Raw genomic sequence first — 26,332 nt, 5'->3', positions numbered from 1 at the left:
TCGTTCCCCCTTACTGTTGTAACATGCATCAACAGTTTTCATATCATCATCACTAAGATTATACAACGTTCCACTAAAAATATATATGATTCTTACTGCTCGTTTCAAAACTACCTGTTATAAATCACGGTAAGTCCACGCGTGAGATTCATCCTAGAACATTATGATCTCTTTTTAGGAAACTTTTGTTTAATTTCTTTTATATTTTGAATAAGAAACTGGACCTCTTCATCTGATAATATGCGAGTTCCATATCTCGCTATATGATAGATTTCGAGAACCCTTTTCGAATCACGATCAGTTAAGCCAATTCTCTCAAACCATTCCAGAGCCGTTTCTGATCCAAGACGCCCTTTTTCACGTTTTTTTAAGTATACCTGAAGCTTTTGAAAATGAACGCGAACTTCATTTTTCCCAGCTCGACTATAAAAAGCTTTTCTTAAATCTTTAAGAGGGGCAAATAGAGAGGTTTTGTCCCCATGTTCATCATCGCCTAAACGAATATCATTCGCGTTATCTTGTATACTACCTAATAATCGCTTACGAGCTATATACATCACCACGATAATCGTGATGACTACAGCTGCTACTAGGATGTAAATAACATTCATCTCCATGTTTGATTGCAGGTTTTGCTGGGCTTGTTCAAATGGTTTTTGTTGAAGCTTCTTTAGTCCCTTTTCTACATCATCATAGCCTGAATATTCTAGACTAATAGATGAAAAAATCCAGCTTAACGGATAACTAAACAAGAGCGCAACGCCTTGCCAGATAAACGGAAAGAAGGTATTCATCAAAAATAAGCCACTATGATATAAGATCAGGATCGCTACGAAAGAAACGAAAATATAGATAAACAAATATTGATAGCTTCTTCGTACAAATACCCACTGACTTTTCCTTAAGTGAATTATAATTCGAATACTAATGTAAATAATAATTAGAAGAACAAACCAACCTACATATTGAAATAAAAATTCTCTATTAATAAGTAGGAGGAGAAACGTTGATAACAACACGACAGCTAGCCAAACTCCTTGATTTTCAAGGTATGGCTCTCTTGATAGTACAATGATTCGCCAGCTTACAAAAATACCAACAAGTAAGATAGGTAGGAAATCATACCCTAACAGAAACAGAACAACCATTTGTATCAATGGAACCATCATGTAAAAAGCATACGGTATTCCACCAAGCTTAAGTTGAACCCACCTAACAAGTAATAACGGTACTAAATATACGAACAGTAAAGGGATTGGTTGTAAATCGACTACGATAATTCCAGCTAGTAAGAATAACGAAACGATTTCAAATATGTTAGTTAGTCCAAAGAGAATAAACAATATCCAATCCTGTTTGGTTAGCATCGCAAGAGCGCCCCCCCTTCATCTGAAGCTTGTAGCTCATAGTATGGCAGAGTATGGATACGCTTGTCAGAGGTTGTTTTTAACACTTCCTGCTTTGTAATCCCACATAAGATGACACAGAATGATCCCGCAAGCTTTGATTCAACTCTCTTCAAGAATCTTTCTGGTTTTAAAGTAGCGCTCGAATAGTCGATTCTAGCAAGCAATTCTAATCCTCTTATCACATGTTCTTTCCCGGCCCCCTCTTCCAGATGAAGAAGCTGAAAATGATTTTTGGCTAAAATATTTACAAACAACTCTACGGATATTCCTTGCTTTTCAGCAATTTGAAGTAAATACGCAATATGACTAATATGGTTTTCCAAATTTCTTGAAAAAGACAATGAGTAACTGTGATACTCCTGATCTTCTAGGACATTTAAGAGGATCGTCCATTTTAAATGGGTCGTTTTTTCAAGTATTTTCGTTTGAAGCTCACCCGTTCTTGCAGATGCCTTCCAGTGAATTTGTTGAAACGAATCAGTATGCTGATACCCTCTTATTCCAGATATGAGCAGTGGATCTTGAAAGTAAGAGTGACTATTTGGTTGATTTCCAACTTGATAAGTTACTAGCTTTTCTATTCCTTTCACTGGCGTCATTTTAGGAAGAATTAAAATTTCTGTACCGTAAAAGGGCTTAAACAGAAAGCTTGAATTCCCAATAAATAGTGGATCAAACACTTGAATTTCAATTTGTCTCATGACAGCACGTCCACGTTTTTTAGCTTGAATATGAAGATGATGATCTTTTCTTCCACTTGAAACATCTAGATAGTATTCCGTATCTTCATTTCTTTCAATTTCAAATTGTGCATTCGTTAACCGGACGGTATTGCTTAGACGAAATGATAGTTTCCCATAAAAAAGAGCGACGATACTTTTCCCACTTATGTTAAAGGGAACAGTAACGCTTTCATCCGGGAATACTCGAATAATCTTTCGTTTATTCACAAGATCAAGGGTTACGTATTTATGATATAGGTGGGCAATCGTAAAGACTACAATCACGCTGACTAGCATAATAGACAATGTAAGTGATAGCATAAAGTAATTCAGAATCGATAAGAAGACAACGATTACGAGTAAGACAGTTGCACTTTCTGGTTTAAAGGTTTGTTTGGTCCAGTCTCTCACTTTGTAGCTACGCCTTCCTCAACAGGTGTTTCAGTAGATAGTAGGATTTCTTGAATGACTTCTGGCTTCGTCACACGTAAGCTTCCTTCCATATTCAGTTGTAACCTATGGCTAAGCACATATGGTGCAACCTTCTTTACATCTTCAGGAGTTACATATTGTCTATTCTCTAACAGGGCCTTTGCTTGAACCGCCTTCATAAATGCAAGTGTTCCACGCGGGCTTACACCTGCTCCAACATACTCATGCGTTCTCGTTTTATGTACAATATGTAAAAGATAACGTTCCATATCCTCTGATACGTCCACCTTTTGAACCTGCTCTTGAAGCTGAATAAAATCTTCAATCGAAGAAAAATAAGCTTCAATATTCTTAATTGGTTCATTCTCACGATATAGTTTCATCATTTGGTGTTCTTCTTCAAAGCTAGGGTACCCCATATGTATACACATAAAGAAACGATCTAGCTGTGCATCCGGAAGTGGGAACGTGCCTTGTGATTCGAGTGGGTTTTGTGTTGCTAAAACAAAAAATGGTGCTGGAAGCGAGATGGTATCATTGCCAATCGATACTTGGCGTTCTTCCATGACTTCTAGTAAACTCGATTGTGTCCTTGGGGTTGCACGATTGATTTCATCGACCAATAAGATGTTCGTCATAACAGGTCCCATCCGCACCTCAAATTCCTTTTCCATCGGGTTGAAAAACTCAACCCCTGTAACATCACTTGGCAGTACATCTGGTGTGAATTGAAGTCTTCTAAATTGTCCCCCTAATAGCTTGGAAATGGTCTTTGCTAAAAGAGTCTTCCCCGTACCTGGTACATCTTCTAATAACACATGCCCTTTACAAAGCATGGAGATAAGTAATAACTCTGTGACTTCCTCTTTTCCAATTAATACTTGACTTACTCTGTCTCTTATATCATTTTTTATCGTAGATAGTTGCAAGATGACATCCCCCGTTTTTTGAATATTATTTCTACATTATACTATCATCAAGGATAAATGAAAATTACCATCACTTTCCATGTTATAAACACGATTAAGGAGTGAGGGAAGTCCGCTCACTCCTTAAAGATTTTCATTTATTCAATTTGATCATCTAGAGAATCTCCCTGCTGGTCTTTTAAAGCTGAGGTAATTAGGTCTTTTACCCATTGTGGTGTATCCTCTGAATCAGCTTTCGTGATCAGATCTATTGTGTCTTGATTCTCTAACTTTGATAAAATTCCTTTTATTTCATTTTGGTCACCAATGACCGTACCAAAGCCTTGATGATGTTTCTTGTGACTCGTAAAGTTATTAGGGAAATTATTCCCCATATTAAGGCAGGATGCACCTTCAATACTTCCTATTCGAATCGAACCTATCATAAATTTAGGAGAAAGGATGCTCATCATACCCTCCTTTCTGAATGTTTATTGTATGGAGTACGGTATTCTCTTGCCATTAATTAAAATGATAATACCATTTGAGGATTGGTTCTGCTCTGAAGACTGCTTCTGTTTCTTTTTTCGTGGTTCTTTTTGTAGATCCATTTTACCTTTTTGTTCAACCTTAGGTGAGAAATTATTCCCTAAGTTTAATGATCCGCTCAATTCTTTAATATCTAAAGCCTCCAAATTAAAACTGAGCTCTTTTAAAATGGGGTCATTCACATGAATATCGTGAATCGTTATATGGTATTCAATTTTCCTCTCTTTTATTTCCCGGAGCTGCTCTTCCATTTTCTCCATTTTTTGGAGGAGGAATTCTATGGCTGTATGTTCTGTATGATCCGTTACTTTATCCATTTCACTCATCCCTTTACTCCTTGCTTCTATTAAGACATGTATATTACCAATACTCCTATATTATTAAGGAAATGACAGAACTATAAATGTTAACCATTACTATTCCTAGATTTTTTCACGATTGATGTGTTATCTTTCATTTGATTATTTAGCCCATTTATCGTTCCAAATCCTTCTGAGGATGATTGAACATGAGACCAATTTGTCGGGATATTTATACCTGATTGAACGGATGAAGTGTGATTTATATTACCAATTTTAAAATGGTCAATTTTTATTTTTGTCAAACTAATAACCTCCTTCTTCTAAGTTAGTGGATATTCGTCAGCAAAATCGATGGGAATGGTTTTTTGGGGCTGATCTGGTATTTCGTGGTATAGAGGGATTCTAATATCTAACAGTCCTTTTGTGTAACTTGCTTTCATTTGATGGACAATACAATCTTCTAATAATCTAATTTTTCTTTTAAATGTTCCATTAAACCGCTCATCTTGAATAATTTGAAACTCCTCATTTATATAAGGCCGAATGATTTCACCTTCTATCACTAACATTGAACCATGTATGCTCACTCTTAGGCTTTCTTTTGAATAAATGCCGGCAGCATCCACCACAATTATCATCTCTTTATTTGTTTTAACCACATCAATCCTAGGTCCAATATATGGTAATACATCTGACATCACATCCCAAAAATCCTCGCCTAACAGTTCACTCGCATCTGCTAAATGAGCAAATCCTTTATTTCGTTTCATACTTACACCCTCCCTTCCTACGCATTACTACTATATATACGAGAGAGAAAGGACGAATAAAACCACCTTTCATACTTAGAATAAATAAAAGGAGTGAGACACCCCCACTCCTTTTCATGACCAATCACTATTCACTTATTTCTATAACAAATGGGTATGTGTATACTTGCCCATTTATTTGAAACTCTCCCCATACCTTATAAATCCCTGCCTTTGGAAAACTAGTTGCAAAAATTGTATCTTCTTCACTAACAGGATGGACATGAATATAATTGTCAGCTTCCTCATCAAGAATAACGACATGTCCCATTGCTCCAAGGTATGGTTCAAGATTCGTCCCTTCAGGAAAACTAAAGGTTAGTGTAACATCTTCTTGGACTTTAAATGAAGTAATGTTTAAGCTTACCGTTACATCATTTATGGTTTTCTGAAACTCTGTATCCACTTCTAGATGATCGTGTGCATGGCTTTCTTCTATATTCCCGATAGTAAATTCTATTGGGGATACTGTGTATGATAATTCTGAAGGCTTTATATCAACAAATGCCTTGTAGGCCCCTTCTTTAAAAGAATGCTTAACCATGAATTGACCAGTCCCTACCTCTTCAGGGTGTAGATGGTAATATTGATCTAAATGTTCATCTACTACAATTAAGTGTAATAGCTTTTCGTGATTGATTTCTAAGTTCGTAACGGGCTCACCTTTTAGATTCGTTAACGCAATCCTCATCTCGTCTCCCTCTACAATTAGGTCAACCTTTACTTCACTCACACCAGTTGGATTTTCATCCTGATGATCACCGTGTCCATGGCTATCAGTTTCATTTTCGTTGACTACCTCATGCTCCCCATGAGAATCCTCTGTTTGTGCTACATCGTCTTGAAACAGAGTAGAATAAATCATGTAACCAATAACCACAATTAGGAGATACCCTATTCCAGATAATATCCACTTCTTCATATCTTTCTCTCCTTCTACAATTTCACCTTTTGTAACCTTAAAGCATTCAGGACAACCGATACTGAACTAAACGCCATTGCCGCTCCAGCGAGCCAAGGTGCTAAGAAGCCTAAGGCAGCAATCGGAATTCCTAGCGTATTGTACCCAAATGCCCAAAATAGATTTTGTTTTATGTTCACGATTGTTTTTTTACTCATTAAGATTGCGTCAGCAATACTATTTAAATCACCACGAATTAAGGTAATATCTGCAGCTTCCATTGCCACATCAGTACCTGTTCCAATAGCCATACCTATATCTGCATGAGCAAGTGCTGGAGCATCGTTGATCCCATCTCCAACCATGGCTACTTTCTTTCCTTCTTGCTGTAGCTTTTTCACTTCATCTGCTTTACCTTCTGGTAAAACCTCAGCAATGACGCGATCTACTCCAACTTCTTCTGCAATTGCTTTAGCTGTTCTTTCGTTATCACCTGTCATCATGATCACTTCAAGTCCCATTTCCTGCAATCGTTTAATGGCAGCTGCTGAGGTTTCTTTAATCGTATCAGCAACTGCTACAATTCCAGTATATTTACGGTCAATAGCAACGAGCATTGCTGTTTTCCCTTGTAGCTCTAGCGCCTCCATGTTGGCTAATGCATGTTCAACATGAATCTCATATTTATGCATTAACTTTCGTGTTCCAACTACTACTTCGGTTCCATTTACATTTCCCATTATTCCATAGCCTGGAATTGCTTCAAACTCAGTTACATCAAGTAGTGTTATTCCCTTTGCTTTAATTCCGTCCACAATGGCAAGTGCTAATGGATGCTCTGAATTGTTCTCGGCTGATCCAACAAGCTGTAAGAAATCCTCTTCTGTAAGGGTGCCCTCTATCATTACATCTGTCAATTCTGGTGTACCTTTTGTTACAGTACCTGTTTTATCTAAAACAACAGTCGTAATTCGGTGAGTCGTTTCTAAGTGCTCTCCACCTTTAAACAAGATCCCAAATTCAGCTGCTCGACCTGATCCTGCCATAATGGATGTAGGAGTCGCTAATCCAAGTGCACAAGGGCATGCAATGACTAAAACAGCTATCAGTTTTTCAAGTGCAACTGCAAATTCTCCTGGATTAATCCATATGAACCAAATAAGGAAGGTAATGATGGCAACGACCACAACAATAGGAACAAAAATACCTGAGATTTGGTCTGCTAATCGCTGAATAGGTGCTTTAGATCCTTGCGCTTGCTCGACCACCTGAATAATTTGAGCTAACGCCGTGTCCTTTCCTATTTTCGTTGCTTTCATTTTAATAAACCCGTTTTTATTAATCGTTGATCCAATAACGATGTCACCAATTTCCTTATCGACTGGAACACTTTCTCCTGTAATCATTGACTCGTCAAATGCAGATCTTCCTTCAACAATTTCACCATCCACTGGAACTTTCTCACCTGGTTTTACATGAATAATATCTCCTACAATTACTTCTTCTAATGGAAGTTCGACTTCATTTCCATCACGTACTACCGTAGCTGTCTTCGCCTGCAAGCCCATCAATTTCTTGATTGCTTCAGAAGAACGACCTTTTGCCTTTGCTTCAAAAAGCTTTCCAAGTACAATGAGTGTAATTAATACTGCGCTAGTTTCATAATATAGCTCCGTCATATGTTCATTTGAGCCGATTGACATAAATGAAAGATACACACTGTAAAAGTACGCGGCTGATGTTCCAAGTGCAACAAGTACATCCATATTTGCACTAGCATTTCGAAGTGCCTTATAAGCTCCCACATAAAACTGCTTTCCAACGATAAACTGAACTGGGGTTGCAAGCGCTAATTGAACCCACGGATTCATAAACATGTCAGGTAAGTAAATCCAAGATGTAAATGAGAAATGGCTAACCATTGCCCATAATAAAGGAAGAGATAAGATCACTGAAAAAATAAACTTACCTGTTTGCTTTTCAATTTCAGCTTGACGGTGGTCTACCCCATCCGTTCGATCTTCATCCTTCACTTTTGCACCATATCCTAGCTTTTCAACCCGGGCTATAATATCCGAAGCAGTCACCTCTGATCCGTTATATTCAACAACAGCTGTTTCCAAAGCAAGATTTACTGTCGCTTTCGAAACACCTTCTAGCTTATTTAGTCCTTTTTCGATTCTCGCCGAACATGCTGCACAGGTCATTCCTGTTATTACAAACTCTTTTTTTTCCATTGCAACTCCATAACCTAAGTCTTCAATTTTCTTTTGAAGGGCAGCCACGTTTGTTACAGTAGGGTCATATTTTACAGTTGATTTTTCAAGTGCGAGATTAACAGTCGCCGCTTGAACTCCTTCTACTTTATTTAAACCCTTTTCAATTCGTATCGCACAAGCCGCACACGTCATTCCTGTTATGGGCATTGTCGTTTCTTTTTGTGATTCATTCATATTTTTATCCCTCCAATATACCACATAGGGGTATGTTAATGACCGGAAGAAACGCGCTATTTTAGCGCGTTTTATGCAACATCATATCCTTGGTCATCAATCGTTTCTTTAATTTGATCTAGGGTAACTTCAGCAGAATTAAATTCTAGGTCTACTGTACCTTGCTCTAGATTTACCTTGACATGATTTACGCCTGAAAGCTCACCAACACTACCTTCAATCGCTTTGATACAATGTCCACATGACATTCCATTTACTTTCAGTGTTATTTTTTCCATATTTTTTACATCTCCTTTTATTTTTTCATCATTCGTTGTATCGTTACTAATAATTCATCTAAAACCTCTTCATCCCCATCTTGAATACGTTCAATCACACAGCTTTTCAAGTGGCTCTCTAGAAGCAATTTTCCTACACTATTTAATGCTGATTGAACAGCCGAGATTTGAGTAATAATATCATCACAGTACGTATCTTTTTCAATCAAACCTTTAATTCCTCGTATTTGACCCTCAATTCGATTTAAGCGACTGACTAAATTTTTTTTATGCTTTTCTGAATGATGGCTTTTTCGTTCCCCATTTTCAAGTGCACAACAGTCGTCATTATGGGTATTTTCCATATTGAACCACCTCCCGCATGTAAAATATACCATACTAGGGTATACTATGCAACACATTAATTTATCTTTTTTCCATTTTTTCAAGTGTATGACCTTTTAGTTAAACAACAGACCTTGTCCTACAGGTTGAACCGTTTCAAGAATTATCTTTACCATTTCATCACCAATTAACTCTTTGACAATCCAGCTTACTAACTCTTCCGCTGCTAAACAGCCTGCTGCTGTTGAAATATTCCCTTCATTTACAAAGCTACTTTCCACAACGTCAACATTAAATTCTTTTAATTGGTGAACAACAGTTGGATAGGTCGTCGCTTTTTTACCATCAAGTAGCTTTAACGCTCCCAGCAATAATGCTCCAGAACACATAGATCCAATTAACTGATTCTTTGGGTCCAATTTAAATCTGTTAAGATAGTCTTCATCTCGGATTAATCGTTGAATACCTGTGCCACTAGCAAATATTACAGCATCAGCCCCATTCGCTTCTTCAACCATACCGTGGGTAGGTATCGTTAAACCTGCCATCGAAGTATGTGTATCAGCTGTTCCAAGGATTTTAACTTCCCAGTTATTCTCCTTCCCTACTAAACGAACACGGTTTAATAAATCCCATGGCATGAATACGTCTATGTCTGTAAATTGATCGAAGCATACAATGGCTATTTTTCTCGTCTTTCCTTTTTCGATAAAATCAATAATTTGCTGCTTATGTTTTAAATCATGCTCAATTAATACATCAAAATAGTCAAGCGTCCGAATTTCTTTACTTGTTTTAATGGTTCCATTAAAAATCTCATCTGGTATTTCATCTAAATAAGCTGTCACTTTTCTTCTAATTTCTTGAAATTCGTTAATAATCTGTTCCTTTGATTTTCCGGAACGTGCATAATGCGAAGCATCGTTATTCACTTTTTCGACATCAATATCTACTTTAGGAAAGGGTTCCTGTTTCATGATATACGGTAAACGATAATCTAGTAAAAATTGATCCCATGTTATGAAATGGGAGATGACATCAGCCGCCCCCCACTTCCCCTTTTCAAAGGGTTGGAACCACGTTTCGTCACTCAATTCGTTTAAACTCTGGACCCAATCACCTATTGATTTTTTTTTATTGATAATGTGTTGTTTAGTCGTCAAACTTCCAACTCCCAATTTATGGCTTTCCTTCTATTATAAAAGTTATCTTTACTTCTCTCTACATTAATGCTTATAAAGTGAAACTTCAATCAGTGGGGGTTATCCTCATCCCCCACTGATTGTTAGCCCCGGCCCGCATGATGTGGGTCACACAGACGTTGCCACAGGATGTGGCGATCTTAGTCTGTGTTCATATTATCGGGTTCTTACTGGCGCTTATCCCCCACTTAAACTTTTCAATCCATCTAAAGTTGAAGTGGGGGTCTTAGCGCCAGTTGGAACGGGATAAATATTAATCTGGATTCCTAGTTTACTCTGTTTTGTCTTTTTAGAACTAAAAAGACAAGGGCTAGCCCTTGTCTTAAACTCAAATGTTTAACTGCTTTTCATAATCAAAATTTGTCTTCTTACCAAATCGTTTTCCTGCTAAATAAATAAACGTTCCAACTGCCATCCATATAAGAAGAACATCAATGACCGAAATAATCATGGTAAAACTAAAGAAGGATAAGACAGAAATGGAGAATACCCCCGCAATCAGCATTAAGAAGCGTGACGGTTTAAACTGAGCCAGCTCATACAGCTCAGGCCTTACATACGGTAGAGCAATCATAGCTGCTGAATGACCAATATACATTAAGAACATTCCTTGTAGAGCAATACTTAATACAAAACTCATGGTGCCTGTCCATATCAGAATAAGAACCAAGACGGTATTGATCATTAACGTAAGATGCGGTGTCCCGAACCGATCACTAACTTTTGCTAGAGCTGGCGGAATAATACGATCATCTGCGAACGTAAATAAAATTCTTGAAACGACCATCATTAACGAATTTAAGGTTGTAGCAAAAGCCATCATAATTCCAACGTTGACAATCCAAGTTCCAAATCCAGGTAAATATGATGCTGCAACCTCAGACATCGCACCCTTTGACTGAGCAAGTTGCTCATAAGGTAGAACGCCGAATGCAACAAAAGAAACGAGAAAATATATAACCATTGTTAGTAAAGAACCTCTTAGCATCGTCTTCGGCATTTCTTTTTGAGCATTTTTCATCTCCCCACCAGCCTGTGCTAACTGTTCAAATCCAAAATAAGCAAAAAACAAACTTGGGAGAATACTTAAGAACCCCTCTAAACCAAAAGGAAATAATGGGGTGAAGTTACCAGACTTCACAAAGAACAACCCTGGAATCACTAGAACTGCAATGGCTATAAATAATATGACAGTCATTGCGAGTTGGACTTGGCCAAACCATTTTACACCTGTAACATTTAAGAAGAAGAAAAAGAGTAATAATGCTGTACCTATCATTAAAGGATGTCCAACCCCTATTAAACTTGCCACAAACTCGCCAAACGATATCGAGATAACCGCCATAACTCCTAATAAAGCTATATATTGAAACCACATAAATATAAATCCCACAAAAAAGCTTTTAAATGTTCGACTAATATGTGTGTAAGCTCCTCCAGGACTGTTTCCTAAGGGAGTACTTAAATATACAAGATAAGCTAAAGCGGAAGATAGTAAGATTGGTAATAAAACAATATATCCCAGAGGTACAGATGGCCCTGCTTGTCCTCCCGCTTCTCCTGTTACAACAAAGATTCCAGAGCCAATCATCCCACCGATCATTAGGGCATATCCATGCCATTTATTTAAACCTCTTTGTAATCCTTTCATGATTAACCTCTCCTATGATGAAATTATACTTCGATTAAGATTTCATGTAATAATCTTTTTGTTATGTTCGGTACCTCGCAGCCCTTCTTTGGGTACCTAACGGGTTTACGACTTCATCGAGTGCCTCCAGATAGACTATTAATTGCTTCCCTTACATCATTTAACAATAAAATTATTTACCATATCCTCACTCCATTTTGTGTAAAATAAAAAAACCTTCTCCCTAAAGCAAGGGACGAAGAGTTCTCCGCGGTACCACCCTAATTGATAGATACTAGTTAATCTATCCACTCGTTTGTAACTTAGCTATCCCATAGTAGTGTAAATTCACCTTATTATTCCCTGGGTTTTCACTACCCACCCAGTCTCTAAATTCTGTAAATAAAAGGCTACTAGTCTACAAAGCTAATTCTCTATCATACTTAAACGCTTAGACGCTTTTAAGCGCTAAAGTTATTTTGTTAAAATCTATCTTACTTCCCCATCCAAACGATGTCAACCTTAAATTTGTTTAGATATAAAAAAACATAGAGGAAGCATTCCTCTATGTTAAACGGTTACTCGTTCGACTGCTACTGTCTTCTTTTTCTCAAACTGCTGATACATCACATAATAAATCAGTGCACTTACTACACACAAGATAGTCAAAATAATAAATGTACCTGTATATCCAATCCAAAGCGAAATGGAGAGAGTAAATGGTGCAATTGTACGTCCAATTGTGAAACGCAAACTAGCTGCAGCAAAATATTGACCTCTTATCTGTTCAGGGGCAAGCTTAGACACAAATCCTTGTTGAATTCCCACTACCATTACTTCTGCTAACGTGAAAACTACCATGGCCACTAGAAGTAACCAGATCAGAGTCGTTTGACCAAACATAAAAATACCTACACCATAAAGTAGTGAAGAGGCAATGAACACATCACGCTCTCTGAATTTATCGGCCTGTTTTGTAATATATACGGTGAATAGTGCAACCAATAAACCATTAAAAGCTACAATTAATCCAAATGCTTTTTCTCCACCCACTCTGATGTCCCAGTCCCCAAGTAATAATAAAGTTTGCATCGGAACTAGTTCCTTCGTATACACAGCCATAATTAAATCTAATTGCATGAACGTCTGGGCTGCTAGAACACCCGCTACTATAAATAATAAAAATGTTTTATCCTTAAAAATCACTTTATAGTTTGCTACCTGTTTGGCCACAGCTCCGTACCAAGAAAGCTGTTCATTCGTTTTAATTTTTTGCTCCCTTAAGGCAGGAGAGGTTTCCCTCACAAGCTTCTGCAATAGTAATCCTACAACAAAACTCGTTACAGCCGCTGCTAAAAGTAATTCAAATCGATGTTGGAAGAAGAATATTCCCCCAATTACCGGGCCAAATACTACAGCAATATTAATAGCAGTATAAAATACAGCAAATACAGAATTTCGATCCTTCTCTTCCACTACATCTGCTACCATTGCCATGCTAGCTGGCCAGTAGAAAGAGCCAAAAATCCCGTTTATAGTAAAGCAGATAAAGCTTAACATCGGAGCATCTAACCAAGGAGAATTAGCAAATGCAAACACTAAAAATGAGAACCCTTGACCAATCGAAGAAATCACCATCATCTTTTTACGCCCAAAATGATCGGCACAATATCCGCCAACTAAATTAGCTAACACTCCAAAAATTTGTGATACGACTAATAGTAACCCAGCCATCCCTTTTCCGAATTCGTCTGAGAAATAAATGGCCATAAACGGGAAGAACATCCAAAATAGAACATTCACAAAAAATTCACCGTACAAGCGAACCTTTAAGTTTACATCCCAATGTTTAATTTTCATGATCTATAACCTCATCGCTGGTAATTTAAAAGCATAAAGAGATTATAAGCTAATTCTTTCGATTGTGGAAATAAAATTCCTCATATTTACAACTATTTAAATAATAGAAGGTATGTGGCTTCCCACATACCTTCTAAATGTTTGACATTTATCCCAATCGTAATTATATTGGTGCCATTCCTTACGCTTCAATCGCTTCTTGTTCGCCAATATAAACGGTCTCATCTAACTCGCCGGTTATTTTACTCGTCAATACACCCGAAGTCATACTTCCACTTACATTCACGGCTGTTCGGCCCATATCAATTAAAGGTTCGATTGAGATAAGTAATCCAGCTAATGCAACTGGAAGATCCATAGCCGAGAGAACAATAAGGGCTGCAAATGTCGCGCCACCACCAACACCTGCAACACCGAAAGAACTAATAGCCACGACAAGAATCAGCGTAAAGATAAAAGATGGCGAAAGTGGATTTATACCAACTGTTGGTGCGATCATAACCGCTAACATGGCTGGATAAATACCTGCACATCCATTTTGCCCAATCGATAACCCGAGTGAACCAGAGAAGTTCGCCACTCCCTCAGGTACTCCTAACCGTTGTGATTGAGTCTTAACATTTAACGGAAGTGTACCTGCACTTGTGCGTGAGGTAAAGGCAAATAGCAAAACTGGAAATGTCTTTTTTACATACGTAACAGGATTTAACCCTGCAAAAATGAGTAGTAATAAATGAACGCCAAACATAATAAGTAGAGCAACATATGAAGCTATTACAAATTCACCTAACTTCATGATAGCACCGTAATCACTTGTAGCAGTCACTCTTGTCATTAACGCGAGGACCCCATATGGTGTAAGACGTAAGATGATTGTAACGATTCTCATTGTGATGGAATAGAGGGTATTTACGATTTTCGCAAAAAACTCTGCAGCCTCTGGTTCTTTTCGTTTGACCCCCAAGAAGGCTAAGCCAATGAAAGCAGCGAAGATAACGACTGCAATCGTTGAAGTTGGGCGATCACCTGTGAAATCTAAAAATGGGTTCGCTGGTAATAATTGAATCACTTGCTGCGGAAGAGTCATATCTTGAACACTCTCAAGTCTTTGTTCTAATGACGCTCCTCGTGCCTGCTCTGCTTCTCCTTGCTCAATTTCAATCGCCTCTAAATCAAAAACGGCAGTAGTTCCTATACCAATAGCTGCTGCAATTGCTGTTGTACCTACTAATATACCAATTATAAGTCCACTAATTTTACCAATATTATGGGATAACTTTAATTTTGTAAACGCAGCTAAAATTGAAATAAATACAAGAGGCATGACAACCATTTGGAGTAGCCTTACATATCCTACTCCGACTATATTAAACCAATCAACTGAATTTTTGATGACCTCTGATGATGCTCCATACATTAATTGCAGAACTACACCAAGGACTATACCAATACCTAGAGCAGCAAAAACGCGTTTTGAAAATGACACATGTTTCTTTTGCATGGTAAATAACCCAAAAATAAGCGCTACCATAATGACAACATTCAAGATGGTCAAGATTGCGGTCATACCTATCACTCCTATCGTAATGTTTTAAGCCTATCTAATCGCTTGTATCCCTCCTTTCCCCAAAAAGCTATTTATATTAAGATATTAGAGGACAAAAGTGTTTTATTCCGATAATTTTAATAGAATTAAGAACAAAAGGCTCAGGGCGCTCCGTTTTCCCTCAGACATAGCAAAGAAGCGTCGCCATTTCAGTTCCTTATGAATTTAATTATCTTATTTAGCTTCATCCCATTAACTAGATTTTTTTCAACTCTAATTTATCATCTATTATGCGAGGTAAAACCCAGGATTTTTTTATTGATTCAGACTGATTAACAAGAATGATTTCTTCCTAATTATCTTTAATGAGGTTAGATCATAAGCATACGTGTAGAGTATTAAAACTGGATATATTAAACTTTAACGCCAAAAACGCACCGGAGGTAATCGGTGCGTTTTTAGCGTTAAAAATCCAAGGGAGTAAGCATAAGAATGGTGAAGCTGTGCAAATATAAGCAAAAAGGACTGTTTGTATGGAGATTGTTATTTATTTTACGTTGGCATGGCTTGTGTGCATGACGATCTTCCTTCTTCCAAAGCCATTGTCCCCCATCGAAAATGTATTTCTATTCTTTATCATTTCTCTTGCTATTAAAAACTCCTTTTCCATTGTAGGAGTAAATCTAAAACTTATTGAGCCTTCAACTAAGCATGTTCTATTTATTGCTTATATTTTGTACAGAACCATTATTTATCCTGGAACATTACTAATTGTTACGAACATATTGTTTAGCCACCTTCCTGCCAAAACAAAAGGACTATTGTTAGGACTTGGAATCCTGTTCATCTTCTCCGTTGAAAATCTAGGTGAATATCTTCATTTATACAAATATGTAAAATGGAACAATTGGTACAATACCCTTGAAATCTTCATATTATTTATGATTTGTATCGTTACTTCGAGAATCATAATGAAAGTCCATAGAAAGGAGAAGGCAATTGAAAGTTTATGATACTCAATTTAATGCAAATGAATGGTATTTCCTTCTCCTGCTACTCGGCGGATTGATTATCATGATTAAGCTTCCAAAGCAGTTTTCTCTTGCAAAAGCCATTACCTATTTTACGTTAGGATCATACCTTGGGATGCTTCTAGATCACACGATTAGTGTAGAACCGTTTAATTTTTATGACGTTAATGATACTTCTAATTATTCTGTATTTGACTTTATCTCTTATCTAGCTTATGGTCCTTCCAGTTTTTTGTTTATCTATATTTACAATCGATTTCAGCTTAAAGGTTTTCAAATCCTATTTTATATTGTAATTTGGTCTCTTGGAGGAATGTGTCTTGAAGGGATTGGCCATCTTTTGGGAGCTTACCACTATCTGAATGGATATAAATTTTTATACTCTTTTCCTTTTTATTTATCTCTAAAAGTTTTCACCATCTGTTTTTACCACCTTCTTACTTACTTCGAGGGAAAATGGAGAGCGGGTACTTAATCTACCGTGTAAACAGGTTTACACTTTCTTAACATAATCAGGCTTGAAATCTTACTAACTTTCTCTTAACATATAATCAAATGCTTATATATTTATTTTTCTATTTATCAATATGGTGGTGAAAATAGTTTTGAATAATCATATAGTTGAGATTGATCATGCCGCTCCATTACTGAAGCTCCTTGGTGATAAAACAAGATTAACGATGATTAAGATTTTAGACTCTCACGATTGTTGCGTGTGTGAGTTTGTAGAGATATTTCAAATGAGTCAGCCCGCCATTAGTCAGCATCTCCGTAAGCTCAAAGATGTAGGTGTTGTGAAAGAAACGAGAAGAGGTCAGTGGATTTTCTACGCGTTAAATAAAGAAAATAACTTGTATCCTTTCGTCAAAGATCTACTTCAACACTTACCAAATCAAGATAATAAATTAAAAGAATTGGAAGAACAGGGATTAAGAATCTCTTGTGAGTAATTGGAGGGAAAACATTGTATTTAACTATTACAGCTATCACCATTTTTCTACTCACCCTAGTCCTTGTCATCTGGCAACCTAAAAATTTATCAATAGGTTGGTCTGCATGTGGAGGGGCAATACTCGCTTTACTATTTGGTGTTGTTACCTTACAAGATGTCGTGGATGTTACGGGCATTGTTTGGAATGCTACTCTTACCTTTATCGCCCTCATCATTATATCACTCATACTTGATGAAATTGGCTTTTTCGAATGGTCAGCACTACACATGGCCCGCTTTGCAAAAGGAAATGGACTGAAAATGTTCTTACTAGTTACGATTCTAGGAGCTATTGTGGCTGCCTTTTTTGCCAATGACGGTGCAGCACTTATACTAACACCGATTGTATTAGCGATGGTAAGAGCCTTACACTTTAAAGATAAAATGATCCTTCCATTTATTATGGCAAGTGGGTTTATCGCAGATACTACATCACTTCCACTTGTTGTTAGTAATCTTGTAAACATCGTATCAGCCGATTTCTTTTCTATCGGATTTGCAGAGTATGCAAGTAGGATGATCGTTCCAAACTTTTTCTCATTAGGTGCTAGCATTCTTGTTCTGTATCTATTTTTCAGAAAAAGTATTCCAAATGAATATAACCTTTCTAAGCTAAAGGAACCGACCGAAGCAATAAAGGACCAAAAGCTATTTAAGCTCTCTTGGCTCGTGTTATCCATTCTTCTGATTGGCTATTTCGCAAGTGAATTTATTGGTATTCCTGTTTCCTTTATTGCAGGAACCATCGCCATTATCTTCTTAGTCATTGCGAAGGACAGTCCTGCTGTCCAAACAAAGAAAGTCCTAAAAGGCGCACCATGGGCAATTGTATTTTTCTCCATCGGAATGTACGTTGTTGTATACGGCCTTAAAAATGTGGGTCTAACAAATCTATTATCTGATCTTATTCAAGTTGCAGCTGACCAAGGTCTTTTTATTGCAACAATATCAATGGGTTTTATTGCAGCAATCCTCTCTTCTTTCATGAATAATATGCCTACTGTCATGATTGATGCATTAGCAATTGCTGACACTAATACATCGGGTACTATACGGGAAGCCTTAATCTATGCAAACATCATAGGTTCTGACTTAGGACCGAAAATAACCCCTATTGGTTCTCTAGCAACACTTTTATGGTTACATGTCCTGTCTACAAAAGGCGTCAAAATTACATGGGGTTATTACTTTAAAGTGGGAATTATCCTAACAATTCCAACCCTCTTTATCACTCTTGTAGGGCTATATTTATGGTTATTATTCATATAAAGGAGTTATTAAGATGACAAAAAAAACAATCTATTTCCTATGTACAGGTAATTCTTGCCGAAGTCAAATGGCAGAAGGATGGGCGAAACAATATTTAAGTGACGAATGGGATGTGTATAGTGCGGGTCTTGAAGCCCATGGATTAAACCCGAGTGCTGTAAAGGCTATGCAGGAAGCAGGCATTGATATTTCTAAGCAAACATCTGATGTCATTAGTAAGGATATATTAGACCGTTCCGATTTAATTGTGACACTTTGCGGTCATGCTGCTGACCATTGCCCTGTTACTCCTCCTCACATTAAGCGTGTTCATTGGGGATTCGACGACCCAGCAAAAGCTGAAGGTACGGATGAAGAAAAATGGGCATTCTTCCAGCGCGTTCGTGATGAAATTGGAGACCGTATTAAGCGCTTTTCTGAAACAGGTGAATAATGTTGCTAGTCGAGAACAAAGCTTCTCGACTGTTTTTTTACTAGATTGAAAAAGGAGAATTCATATGACCAACAAAATTGAGATCTTTGACCCTGCATTGTGCTGCCCAACAGGAGTATGTGGACCATCTGTGGATCCTGAACTCACAAGAGTTGCCTCTACTATTTTCACTCTTGAAAATAAAGGCTTTTATATAAAACGATTTAATCTTGGAACTGAACCTAGGATGTTTGTTGAAAATAAAGTCATTAACACCCTTCTTCACGAAAAAGGCCCTGATGCCTTGCCAATCACACTATTGAATGGTGAAGCTGTAAAAATTGGAGAGTACCCATCGAATGAAGAGTTTGCAGAATGGCTTCATGTAAACGAACAAGATCTACAAGAACCAGCTTCCAAAACAAGACTATTATAGGAGGAACACTATTCATGCAAATGTTTGAGCCCCAGTCTGTCAGCCATACCCCATTCCTCTTTTTTACCGGAAAAGGTGGCGTTGGGAAAACATCTACTGCCTGCGCAACTGCAGTTAGCTTAGCCGACCTCGGTAAAAAGGTATTGATTGTTAGCACAGACCCTGCTTCAAATCTCCAGGATGTTTTTGAGATTGAACTGACAAGTGAACCAAAGCAGATTCCCCATACTGAGAATTTGTATGCCTGTAACTTAGACCCTGAAGAGGCTGCAAGTAAATATCGCGAAAGAGTGATTGGGCCTTATCGCGGTTTATTACCACAATCTGTACTCGTCACGATGGAGGAACAATTATCTGGCGCCTGTACAGTTGAAATTGCCGCATTTGATGAGTTTACAAACCTGTTAACAAATACGGATTTAGTTGAAGAGTATGACTACATCCTTTTTGATACGGCACCTACTGGCCATACCATTCGCCTTTTGCAATTACCCCTTGCTTGGAGTGGATATTTGGAAGAGAGTACACACGGAGCTTCCTGCCTTGGTCCTCTTTCTGGGTTAGGTGAGAAAAAGGAGATTTACGAAAAAACAGTCAATGCTTTATCTGATCCTAGTCAAACCACCTTACTGATTGTAACAAGACCCGAGTCGTCATCCTTTTATGAGGCTGAAAGAGCCTCAAAGGAACTACGTGAATTAGGTATTAACAACCAGCGCCTTATCATTAACGGGGTCTTACAGAGGCAAATAGAAAATGATCCTATATCACATGCCTTTTATAAACGGCAGCAAGAAGCAATAGAGAACATACCGAACGGCTTAAAGGAAATAACAACATTCTCGTTGCCTTTTGTTTCTTATACACTTACAGGCTTGGAGCATTTGCGACTCTTGTTCTCAAATTCCAATGAAATGTCTACTATGACTGAAGAAACGGTCATTGATGACAAATCAGTTTCCTCTATAAAATCTTTAATCTCTTCTTTTTCTGAACAAGGTACGAGAATAATTTTTACCATGGGAAAGGGAGGAGTCGGGAAAACAACAGTGGCTTCCATGATAGCAGTGGGATTAGTTGAAAAAGGACACAAGGTACACTTAACCACAACTGATCCAGCTGCCCACCTTGACCTGATGTTTCAAGCTGAGAATAACAATGATCTCCTAACCATTAGCCGTATTAATCCAACTCATGAAGTTGAAGTTTATAAGAATGAAGTTGTACGTAACGCAAGTGCTACACTAAATGAAGAAGCTCTTGCCTACCTTGAGGAAGACTTAAATTCCCCATGTACAGAAGAAATTGCTGTGTTCCGTGCATTTGCTGCGATGGTTGAGAAATCAAAGGACGAGGTTATCGTTATCGATACTGCTCCAACGGGCCATACACTATTACTTTTGGATGCGGCAGAGGCCTATCATAAAGAAATCGCCCGTTCTACTGGTGAAGTGCCAGAAAGTGTGAGGAACCTTCTTCCTCGTCTTCGAAACAAAACAGAAACGAGTGTTGTCATCGTCACACTTGCAGAAGCTACACCAGTGTTAGAAGCAAGCAGGCTTCAGGAAGATTTAAAAAGGGCTGATATTATTCCAACCTGGTGGATCATCAATCAATCGTTGTATACTACGAAAACCATTGACCCTATTCTAAACGGTAGAGCAAAGGCTGAAAAAGCTTGGATTCAAAAAGTAACAAGTGAATTAGCTACTAAATGTACGATTCTCCCATGGTTTCCAGAAGAGAAGGTTGGCTATGAATCCATCCTCCAATCGTTAGAGTAATTATAATTATTTGTATCTAAATACCCATACCGTTTATACTAATGGAGAAAGCGAGGGTTTCCATGAATATTTCAAACGAAGCAAAGACAAAATTACTTGAATTTCTTGAAGAACATAATGCTAGTAACATTCGAATCATTTTCGCAGGCTATGGCTGAGGATCGCCTAAATTAGGACTGACTCTGGATGAGCCAGAAAATGATGATGAAGTAAAAACAGTGAATGGAATTACAGTTGCCATTGATCAACGTATTTTAGCGATGACAGACACCTTAACGTTGGATGTACGCGAGGATGGCCTTATTTTTACAGGCATGCCTGAATCCGATTGTTGTTAAAAGAAAGCTATTTTGTTAGCTTTCTTTTTTTTGTTTTTGGTTCCCCCTCTCCTTTGATAAGGTGGTAAAATGATGGAAGGAAGCATTGATGAGAGGAGTGTAACCTGTGTTAACCCATGAAGATCGTTTTGAAAAAGCACTAAAAACGAGAAAGATTTTATCTATACTTTTAGGCCTCTTTATCATCCTTGGTATTTTTTTTAGTGTAGTGAGATTACCGATTCAAATGGCAAGTTGGTTTGTCCCTTTCGACGTCTCAAGTCCTACTTATCTCCCTATCCAGTCTAATAATCACTATGCAAAGGTTAGTCTATATAATCGAGTAAAAATGATTTTTGAAAATGAAAATGAGCGTGTGACTGTATGGGTTACTAGTCAAATCGGTTGGCATAATGTTTCTAGCTGGGATGAACAAACAAGACTTTTAGACGGAACAACAGCGTATTATCAAGAAAATGAGCATAACCAAATGCTTAGCTGGCGAATAAATGATGTGGAGTACTCCATTGTTTACGAAGGTCCATCACAGTTATCTAAAGAAGAAATGATGGAGATGGCCATGTCTTTTAGATGATGGCATTAATTCTACTGACAGTTGAGGAGATATATCATCATATTCAACTACTAGTTGATAGCTGTGTAATAGAGCAGGTGTTAAGATGAGGGTGACAGGGCGCACTGTACATTGTTCACTAGGAGGTTTTTAGATGCTAGATGCACGTAAAATTGGGGCTTATATTTCAAAGCTTCGGAAGGAACAAGACTTTACACAGGTAGAGCTTGCAGAGAAATTAAACGTTACTCATCAGGCTGTTTCAAAGTGGGAACGAGGAGAATCTTTACCTGATATTGGTACATTCCCAGTAATTGCTCAAACATTCAACAAAACGATTGACGAAATGATGAATGCAGGGGAAGCGAAAGAAAATTGGAATCATCGTCACTTAGGAACAATTGTTGAAAACATATCATCTAATCAAATCGACCAAGTAGCAGGACTAATTAACTCTAATGAAGTACAATTAGATGAGCTTATCGATGTTGCTCCCATCATTAAGACAAGTACTCTGGATAAGTTAACAGAGAAATTACACACTTCAAAATTTCACCTAGATACACTAACTAGCCTCGCTCCATTTCTAAGCTCAGAGCTGTTAGATCAGATAGTTCGTGATGCAATTGCAGAAGATATCACACCAGATTTTCTGGTGGGCATCGCTCCCTTTATTGCAGATGAAACATTGAACTTATTAGTAGAGAGCTGTGCCGATGGATCAATTGGTGCCGAAACCTTAGTATCCTTAGCACCTTTCTTAGGGCGAGAACAGGTAGATTTTTTTGTAAAAAAAGCAGATTTCAACCAGATTAATGTGCAAACCATTTGTAGATTGGCTCCTTTTATGAGCTCAGATACCCTTGACTACATCCTAGAGCGCTCTGAAGAAAAACAAGTGAGACCTAGCCTCCTCCTTAGCCTCGCTCCTTTTTTACGAAAGGAACAGCTTGAAACTCACATTCAAAATGTAGGTGTTGAAGAAATGTCGCCTGATTTTTTAGCAGGTCTCGCTCCATTTATTCATAAAGAAACGTTGAGTAAACTAGTTTCAGCCATGCTTTCAAAATAAACAAATGCAAAGGGGCCCATGTGCAGCCACGTTCTGACATTGAAAAACGGGTGAATTTCACATTTGTCTATGTCAGGTAGCCTTAAGAAAGATGAACTTGCAAGGACATTGCAAGTTCATCTTGGCTGGCGCTAGAGCCAGATTACTAAAGAAAACGTAATCAGATAGTAATAAACCTTTTACTTCCTAATCGTTAACAAAAATGAATCCCGCCAAACGACCTTTGGTGGGATTTTAACTAGTGCCATATTCTTACATCATACCGGAGGAACTCTCCTTAGTTATTATTCATGCTATTTCACCTGTAATGCTTTCAATTCCTTAATTTGTTCAATATGCCTCTCTTCATGTAAATACACAATATCGACCCATTGATTTAAGGCGAGTTCACCGAAGATTGGATGTTTCGTCGCCCTCTCCCATAAAATGGAATGATCTTCTAAGGAATTTAACACATGTAGAAGCTTACTCCTCGATTCTTGCAATCCTTCAAGAAGTTTATGTAAATCAAAAGGACCATCATGAGGAAGAACGATTTCAGGAGCGTCTATCTTTCGACTGCGATCTAACGTTAAATCTACTTGTTTTTGTTCCACATTAACCTGATCATTCTTTTTCAGTCCATAAACTATCGCCTTTGTAAACACTGTTTCAGATACAATTAAATGGTGGCAAACTTGACCGATACTCCATTCTTCACTTGTTTGTTTTTCATTTAACTCCTCCCATTTTAACGAGGAAATTTCCTTCACTAAATTCTCTCTTGTATCAATCAAGTTCTGAACATTGATTACTCTACTCATTCCATTACCCCCTTTTTATATGTTTACAGTGTTTATATTCGGCGTTTCCTAAAATAATTCCTTGAAAAATTACCTTTTCTTGGTGAAAAAATTTATTTGTAAATCTTCAAAAAAAAGAGTCTGATTTAGATAGAAGTCAAAAACATGACTAAAATCGACAAAAACAGCAAAATATTAAATATTTTGAATATTTACAATTTACAGATAAATAATGTATGATTAGGACAAGTTAAAGAAAGGAAGGTGAAACAAGTGAAATCAAAAAAACATCATAAACCTTGAATTCACAATAAGGAAGGGCGTGATTCCATTGAAAAAACGAAAGGCGAAATGTACAACTGGTACATGGGTATGTATGATCAACCTACTATTTTAGAAAAGAGGGAATCCAATGAAGTAGCGTTAGGCAACATGTTTCAAAACCGATACATGGGAATTTATTAACAAGTCAATCATGAAAAGGTGATGCCATTGAAATAGAGAAAGGCGAAGGCATACTACATATGCTGGGACTCTCAAATGAACGAACAAGGAAAGCTCTCTTGCCAAATAGTAGCTTCCTAGAAAGGACAATAAAAGTGGATATTAGTGAAATAGTATAGGCGATCTTGTTACTTCCAAATGAAGCTAACAAGATCGCTATTTATTTGATAGAATTCTCAAGCTAATCCTTAAATGGAAAAAAATCACTACAAATTTACCCTTGAATATCTCCCTCAATTCAGCTAATATAATAAAAATCATCCAATACAATTTTATATGAAGAAGTTATGACAGGATACAGTAGTTTTTATCTCCCTGTTTTAGAGAGCTGATGGTTGGTGAAAATCAGTACACAGATAAGAATGAATTACTTCCTTGAACTTTCTTTGTGAACGATACGTAGCAAAGAACGGATATACCGTTATATACACAAGTGGAAGAGCAATCTTCAATAAGGGTGGTACCGCGTAAACCACGTCCCTTTCTTAGGGGCGTGGTTTTTTTATTTCTAAAACAGGAGGGAACATTGATGGAGAATTTTTTAGAGAAGTTAACAAGTGATCAATTTGCAGAAGTTGAGAGGCAGTTTAAGATTTATCATAACGGTGTTCACGAGATTATTCCCGCCGAAGAATTTAAAAACAAACTTGCAAAATCTATTTTCTTATCAAAGCCATTAAAGATCAAATTAGGATTAGATCCTTCGGCTCCAGATGTTCATATTGGACATACCGTCGTGTTAAATAAATTAAAACAATTTCAGGAAAATGGTCATGTCATTCAATTAATCATTGGTGATTTCACAGGAAAAATTGGCGACCCTACCGGAAAATCTGTGGCAAGAAAGCAATTAACAAATGAACAAGTAAAACATAACGCCCAAACGTACTTCGAACAATTTGGCAAGGTATTAGATATGAAAAAGGTTGAGCTATTTTACAATTCAACATGGTTATCGTCCTTAAATTTAGAAGATATTATCCGACTATCTGCCTCTATTACGGTAGCAAGATTATTAGAGAGAAATGACTTTTCTGAGCGTCTATCTACCGGAAAGCCTATTTCCTTACATGAGTTCTTCTACCCTCTCATGCAAGGCTATGACTCGGTTGAATTAGAGAGTGATGTTGAGTTAGGTGGAACCGATCAGCATTTCAACGTACTAATGGGCAGACACCTTCAAGAGTTCTTTGATAAGGAAAAGCAAGTTGTCATCCTTCTCCCTCTCCTTGAGGGCTTAGACGGGATTGAAAAAATGTCAAAATCAAAGCATAACTATATCGGAGTGAACGACGAGCCAAGCGATATGTATGGAAAGACTATGTCCATTCCAGATGAATTAATTATTAAATACTTCAACCTTGCCACTGACCTTGACGTACATGAAAAAGAATCGATTGCCAGTGATTTGACCGAAGGGAAGCTCCATCCTCGTGATGCAAAGATGTACCTTGGAAAAACCCTTGTAAGGATGTACCATGGACTGGAAGCTTCTAATCAAGCTGAAGATCACTTCAAAGCAGTGTTTCAAAAGGGAACAATTCCAGATGATATACCTGAAGTTGTTTGGGAAGGAGAAAGCACAGCTCTCATACTAGATTTATTAGTCGAATTAACGTTATTACCCTCTAAAAGTGAAGCAAGAAAAATGATTGAAAATGGTGGGGTTAGGGTGAATGGTGAAAAGGTGATGGACCACACTTTATCCATTACTGTTGAAAATGATCTTATCATACAAGTGGGTAAAAGAAAGTTTGTAAAGCTGACTACGTAACTCCTACTCCCTATAACGACCCTCAAGATTGAATAATCCTCCATAGCTTACACATCTTAAT

Annotated in this window: 26 protein-coding genes, 1 pseudogene and 1 other annotated feature; of the genes and pseudogenes, 10 read left to right on the top strand and 17 right to left on the bottom strand. The window is 37.5% G+C overall.

The window, feature by feature from the left end; all coding sequences use genetic code 11:
• Positions 1 to 161: 161 nt before the first annotated feature.
• From ACFSCX_RS14035 to ACFSCX_RS13960, 16 genes and pseudogenes are all read right to left on the bottom strand, one after another.
• The gene (locus ACFSCX_RS14035; protein WP_377928879.1) at positions 162 to 1,367 is read right to left on the bottom strand and encodes a hypothetical protein; all 1,206 of its coding nucleotides are present in this window, start codon (positions 1,365 to 1,367) and stop codon (positions 162 to 164) included.
• On the bottom strand, positions 1,361 to 2,542 hold the full coding sequence (locus ACFSCX_RS14030; protein WP_377928878.1) for a DUF58 domain-containing protein: 1,182 nt from the start codon (positions 2,540 to 2,542) through the stop codon (positions 1,361 to 1,363). Before ACFSCX_RS14030 ends, ACFSCX_RS14035 begins: the two co-directional genes overlap by 7 nt.
• On the bottom strand, positions 2,539 to 3,477 hold the full coding sequence (locus ACFSCX_RS14025) for an AAA family ATPase (protein WP_377928909.1): 939 nt from the start codon (positions 3,475 to 3,477) through the stop codon (positions 2,539 to 2,541). Before ACFSCX_RS14025 ends, ACFSCX_RS14030 begins: the two co-directional genes overlap by 4 nt.
• A 152-nt stretch (positions 3,478 to 3,629) precedes the next feature.
• Positions 3,630 to 3,941 (bottom strand): hypothetical protein, encoded by a 312-nt coding sequence (locus ACFSCX_RS14020; RefSeq protein WP_377928877.1) that lies wholly within the window; start codon positions 3,939 to 3,941, stop codon positions 3,630 to 3,632.
• 21 nt (positions 3,942 to 3,962) lie between these two features.
• Complete coding sequence (locus ACFSCX_RS14015; protein WP_377928876.1) at positions 3,963 to 4,346, bottom strand: hypothetical protein; 384 nt, start codon at positions 4,344 to 4,346, stop codon at positions 3,963 to 3,965.
• Between the two features lie 80 nt (positions 4,347 to 4,426).
• Entirely contained in the window at positions 4,427 to 4,624 is a 198-nt protein-coding gene (locus tag ACFSCX_RS14010) for a hypothetical protein (protein ID WP_377928875.1), read from the bottom strand.
• 18 nt (positions 4,625 to 4,642) lie between these two features.
• The gene (locus tag ACFSCX_RS14005; RefSeq protein ID WP_377928874.1) at positions 4,643 to 5,092 is read right to left on the bottom strand and encodes an Hsp20/alpha crystallin family protein; all 450 of its coding nucleotides are present in this window, start codon (positions 5,090 to 5,092) and stop codon (positions 4,643 to 4,645) included.
• Between the two features lie 127 nt (positions 5,093 to 5,219).
• Complete coding sequence (locus tag ACFSCX_RS14000) at positions 5,220 to 6,053, bottom strand: hypothetical protein (protein ID WP_377928873.1); 834 nt, start codon at positions 6,051 to 6,053, stop codon at positions 5,220 to 5,222.
• A 14-nt stretch (positions 6,054 to 6,067) separates the two neighbouring features.
• Complete coding sequence (locus tag ACFSCX_RS13995) at positions 6,068 to 8,485, bottom strand: heavy metal translocating P-type ATPase (protein ID WP_377928872.1); 2,418 nt, start codon at positions 8,483 to 8,485, stop codon at positions 6,068 to 6,070.
• 71 nt (positions 8,486 to 8,556) lie between these two features.
• Positions 8,557 to 8,763, bottom strand: coding sequence for a copper chaperone CopZ (gene copZ / locus ACFSCX_RS13990; RefSeq protein WP_377928871.1), 207 nt, complete (start codon positions 8,761 to 8,763; stop codon positions 8,557 to 8,559).
• Between the two features lie 17 nt (positions 8,764 to 8,780).
• Positions 8,781 to 9,107 (bottom strand): metal-sensitive transcriptional regulator, encoded by a 327-nt coding sequence (locus ACFSCX_RS13985; protein ID WP_377928870.1) that lies wholly within the window; start codon positions 9,105 to 9,107, stop codon positions 8,781 to 8,783.
• Positions 9,108 to 9,203: 96 nt separating this feature from the next.
• Entirely contained in the window at positions 9,204 to 9,797 is a 594-nt protein-coding gene (locus tag ACFSCX_RS13980; RefSeq protein WP_377928908.1) for a DJ-1/PfpI family protein, read from the bottom strand.
• Positions 9,798 to 9,818: 21 nt separating this feature from the next.
• Positions 9,819 to 10,250: pseudogene (locus tag ACFSCX_RS13975) on the bottom strand (DinB family protein); the annotation flags it as partial.
• A 367-nt stretch (positions 10,251 to 10,617) separates the two neighbouring features.
• Positions 10,618 to 11,940 (bottom strand): APC family permease, encoded by a 1,323-nt coding sequence (locus ACFSCX_RS13970; RefSeq protein ID WP_377928869.1) that lies wholly within the window; start codon positions 11,938 to 11,940, stop codon positions 10,618 to 10,620.
• 549 nt (positions 11,941 to 12,489) lie between these two features.
• Entirely contained in the window at positions 12,490 to 13,779 is a 1,290-nt protein-coding gene (locus tag ACFSCX_RS13965) for an MDR family MFS transporter (protein WP_377928868.1), read from the bottom strand.
• A 181-nt stretch (positions 13,780 to 13,960) separates the two neighbouring features.
• A complete protein-coding gene (locus tag ACFSCX_RS13960; protein ID WP_377928867.1) occupies positions 13,961 to 15,346 on the bottom strand; it encodes an L-cystine transporter in 1,386 nt (461 codons plus the stop codon).
• 512 nt (positions 15,347 to 15,858) lie between these two features.
• Between ACFSCX_RS13960 and ACFSCX_RS13955 the strand changes: the two genes are divergently transcribed.
• The 9 genes from ACFSCX_RS13955 to ACFSCX_RS13915 all read left to right on the top strand — a co-directional run bounded on the left by ACFSCX_RS13955 (position 15,859) and on the right by ACFSCX_RS13915 (position 23,211).
• Entirely contained in the window at positions 15,859 to 16,338 is a 480-nt protein-coding gene (locus ACFSCX_RS13955; RefSeq protein WP_377928866.1) for a hypothetical protein, read from the top strand.
• A complete protein-coding gene (locus ACFSCX_RS13950; protein WP_377928865.1) occupies positions 16,325 to 16,831 on the top strand; it encodes a hypothetical protein in 507 nt (168 codons plus the stop codon). Before ACFSCX_RS13955 ends, ACFSCX_RS13950 begins: the two co-directional genes overlap by 14 nt.
• A gap of 130 nt (positions 16,832 to 16,961) precedes the next feature.
• The gene (locus tag ACFSCX_RS13945; protein WP_377928864.1) at positions 16,962 to 17,306 is read left to right on the top strand and encodes an ArsR/SmtB family transcription factor; all 345 of its coding nucleotides are present in this window, start codon (positions 16,962 to 16,964) and stop codon (positions 17,304 to 17,306) included.
• Positions 17,307 to 17,320: 14 nt separating this feature from the next.
• Entirely contained in the window at positions 17,321 to 18,616 is a 1,296-nt protein-coding gene (locus tag ACFSCX_RS13940) for an arsenic transporter (protein ID WP_377928863.1), read from the top strand.
• A 13-nt stretch (positions 18,617 to 18,629) separates the two neighbouring features.
• A complete protein-coding gene (gene arsC, locus ACFSCX_RS13935; protein ID WP_377928862.1) occupies positions 18,630 to 19,049 on the top strand; it encodes an arsenate reductase (thioredoxin) in 420 nt (139 codons plus the stop codon).
• A gap of 64 nt (positions 19,050 to 19,113) precedes the next feature.
• A complete protein-coding gene (gene arsD, locus ACFSCX_RS13930) occupies positions 19,114 to 19,464 on the top strand; it encodes an arsenite efflux transporter metallochaperone ArsD (protein ID WP_377928861.1) in 351 nt (116 codons plus the stop codon).
• 14 nt (positions 19,465 to 19,478) lie between these two features.
• Positions 19,479 to 21,248 (top strand): arsenical pump-driving ATPase, encoded by a 1,770-nt coding sequence (arsA, locus tag ACFSCX_RS13925; RefSeq protein ID WP_377928860.1) that lies wholly within the window; start codon positions 19,479 to 19,481, stop codon positions 21,246 to 21,248.
• A 444-nt stretch (positions 21,249 to 21,692) separates the two neighbouring features.
• The gene (locus ACFSCX_RS13920) at positions 21,693 to 22,160 is read left to right on the top strand and encodes a DUF4367 domain-containing protein (protein WP_377928859.1); all 468 of its coding nucleotides are present in this window, start codon (positions 21,693 to 21,695) and stop codon (positions 22,158 to 22,160) included.
• Between the two features lie 133 nt (positions 22,161 to 22,293).
• Positions 22,294 to 23,211, top strand: a complete 918-nt coding sequence (locus tag ACFSCX_RS13915; RefSeq protein WP_377928858.1) for a helix-turn-helix transcriptional regulator — start codon at positions 22,294 to 22,296, stop codon at positions 23,209 to 23,211.
• Positions 23,212 to 23,504: 293 nt separating this feature from the next.
• Here ACFSCX_RS13915 and ACFSCX_RS13910 read toward each other — a convergent pair whose 3' ends face one another.
• Positions 23,505 to 24,014, bottom strand: a complete 510-nt coding sequence (locus ACFSCX_RS13910; RefSeq protein WP_377928857.1) for a DinB family protein — start codon at positions 24,012 to 24,014, stop codon at positions 23,505 to 23,507.
• A gap of 761 nt (positions 24,015 to 24,775) precedes the next feature.
• Positions 24,776 to 24,982 (top strand) — a binding site (T-box leader).
• Between the two features lie 44 nt (positions 24,983 to 25,026).
• On the opposite strand from ACFSCX_RS13910, the gene tyrS reads away from it, so the two are divergent.
• Positions 25,027 to 26,271: a tyrosine--tRNA ligase gene (gene tyrS, locus ACFSCX_RS13905; RefSeq protein ID WP_377928856.1), complete on the top strand. Its 1,245-nt coding sequence runs from the start codon at positions 25,027 to 25,029 to the stop codon at positions 26,269 to 26,271.
• Positions 26,272 to 26,332 lie beyond the last annotated feature (61 nt).

It is taken from the genome of Bacillus salitolerans, from assembly GCF_042680805.1.
GTDB lineage: Bacteria > Bacillota > Bacilli > Bacillales > SA4 > Bacillus_CJ > Bacillus_CJ salitolerans.
The sequence above is the reverse complement of the archived record's forward strand: the minus strand, read 5'-3'. Positions and strand labels throughout refer to the sequence as shown.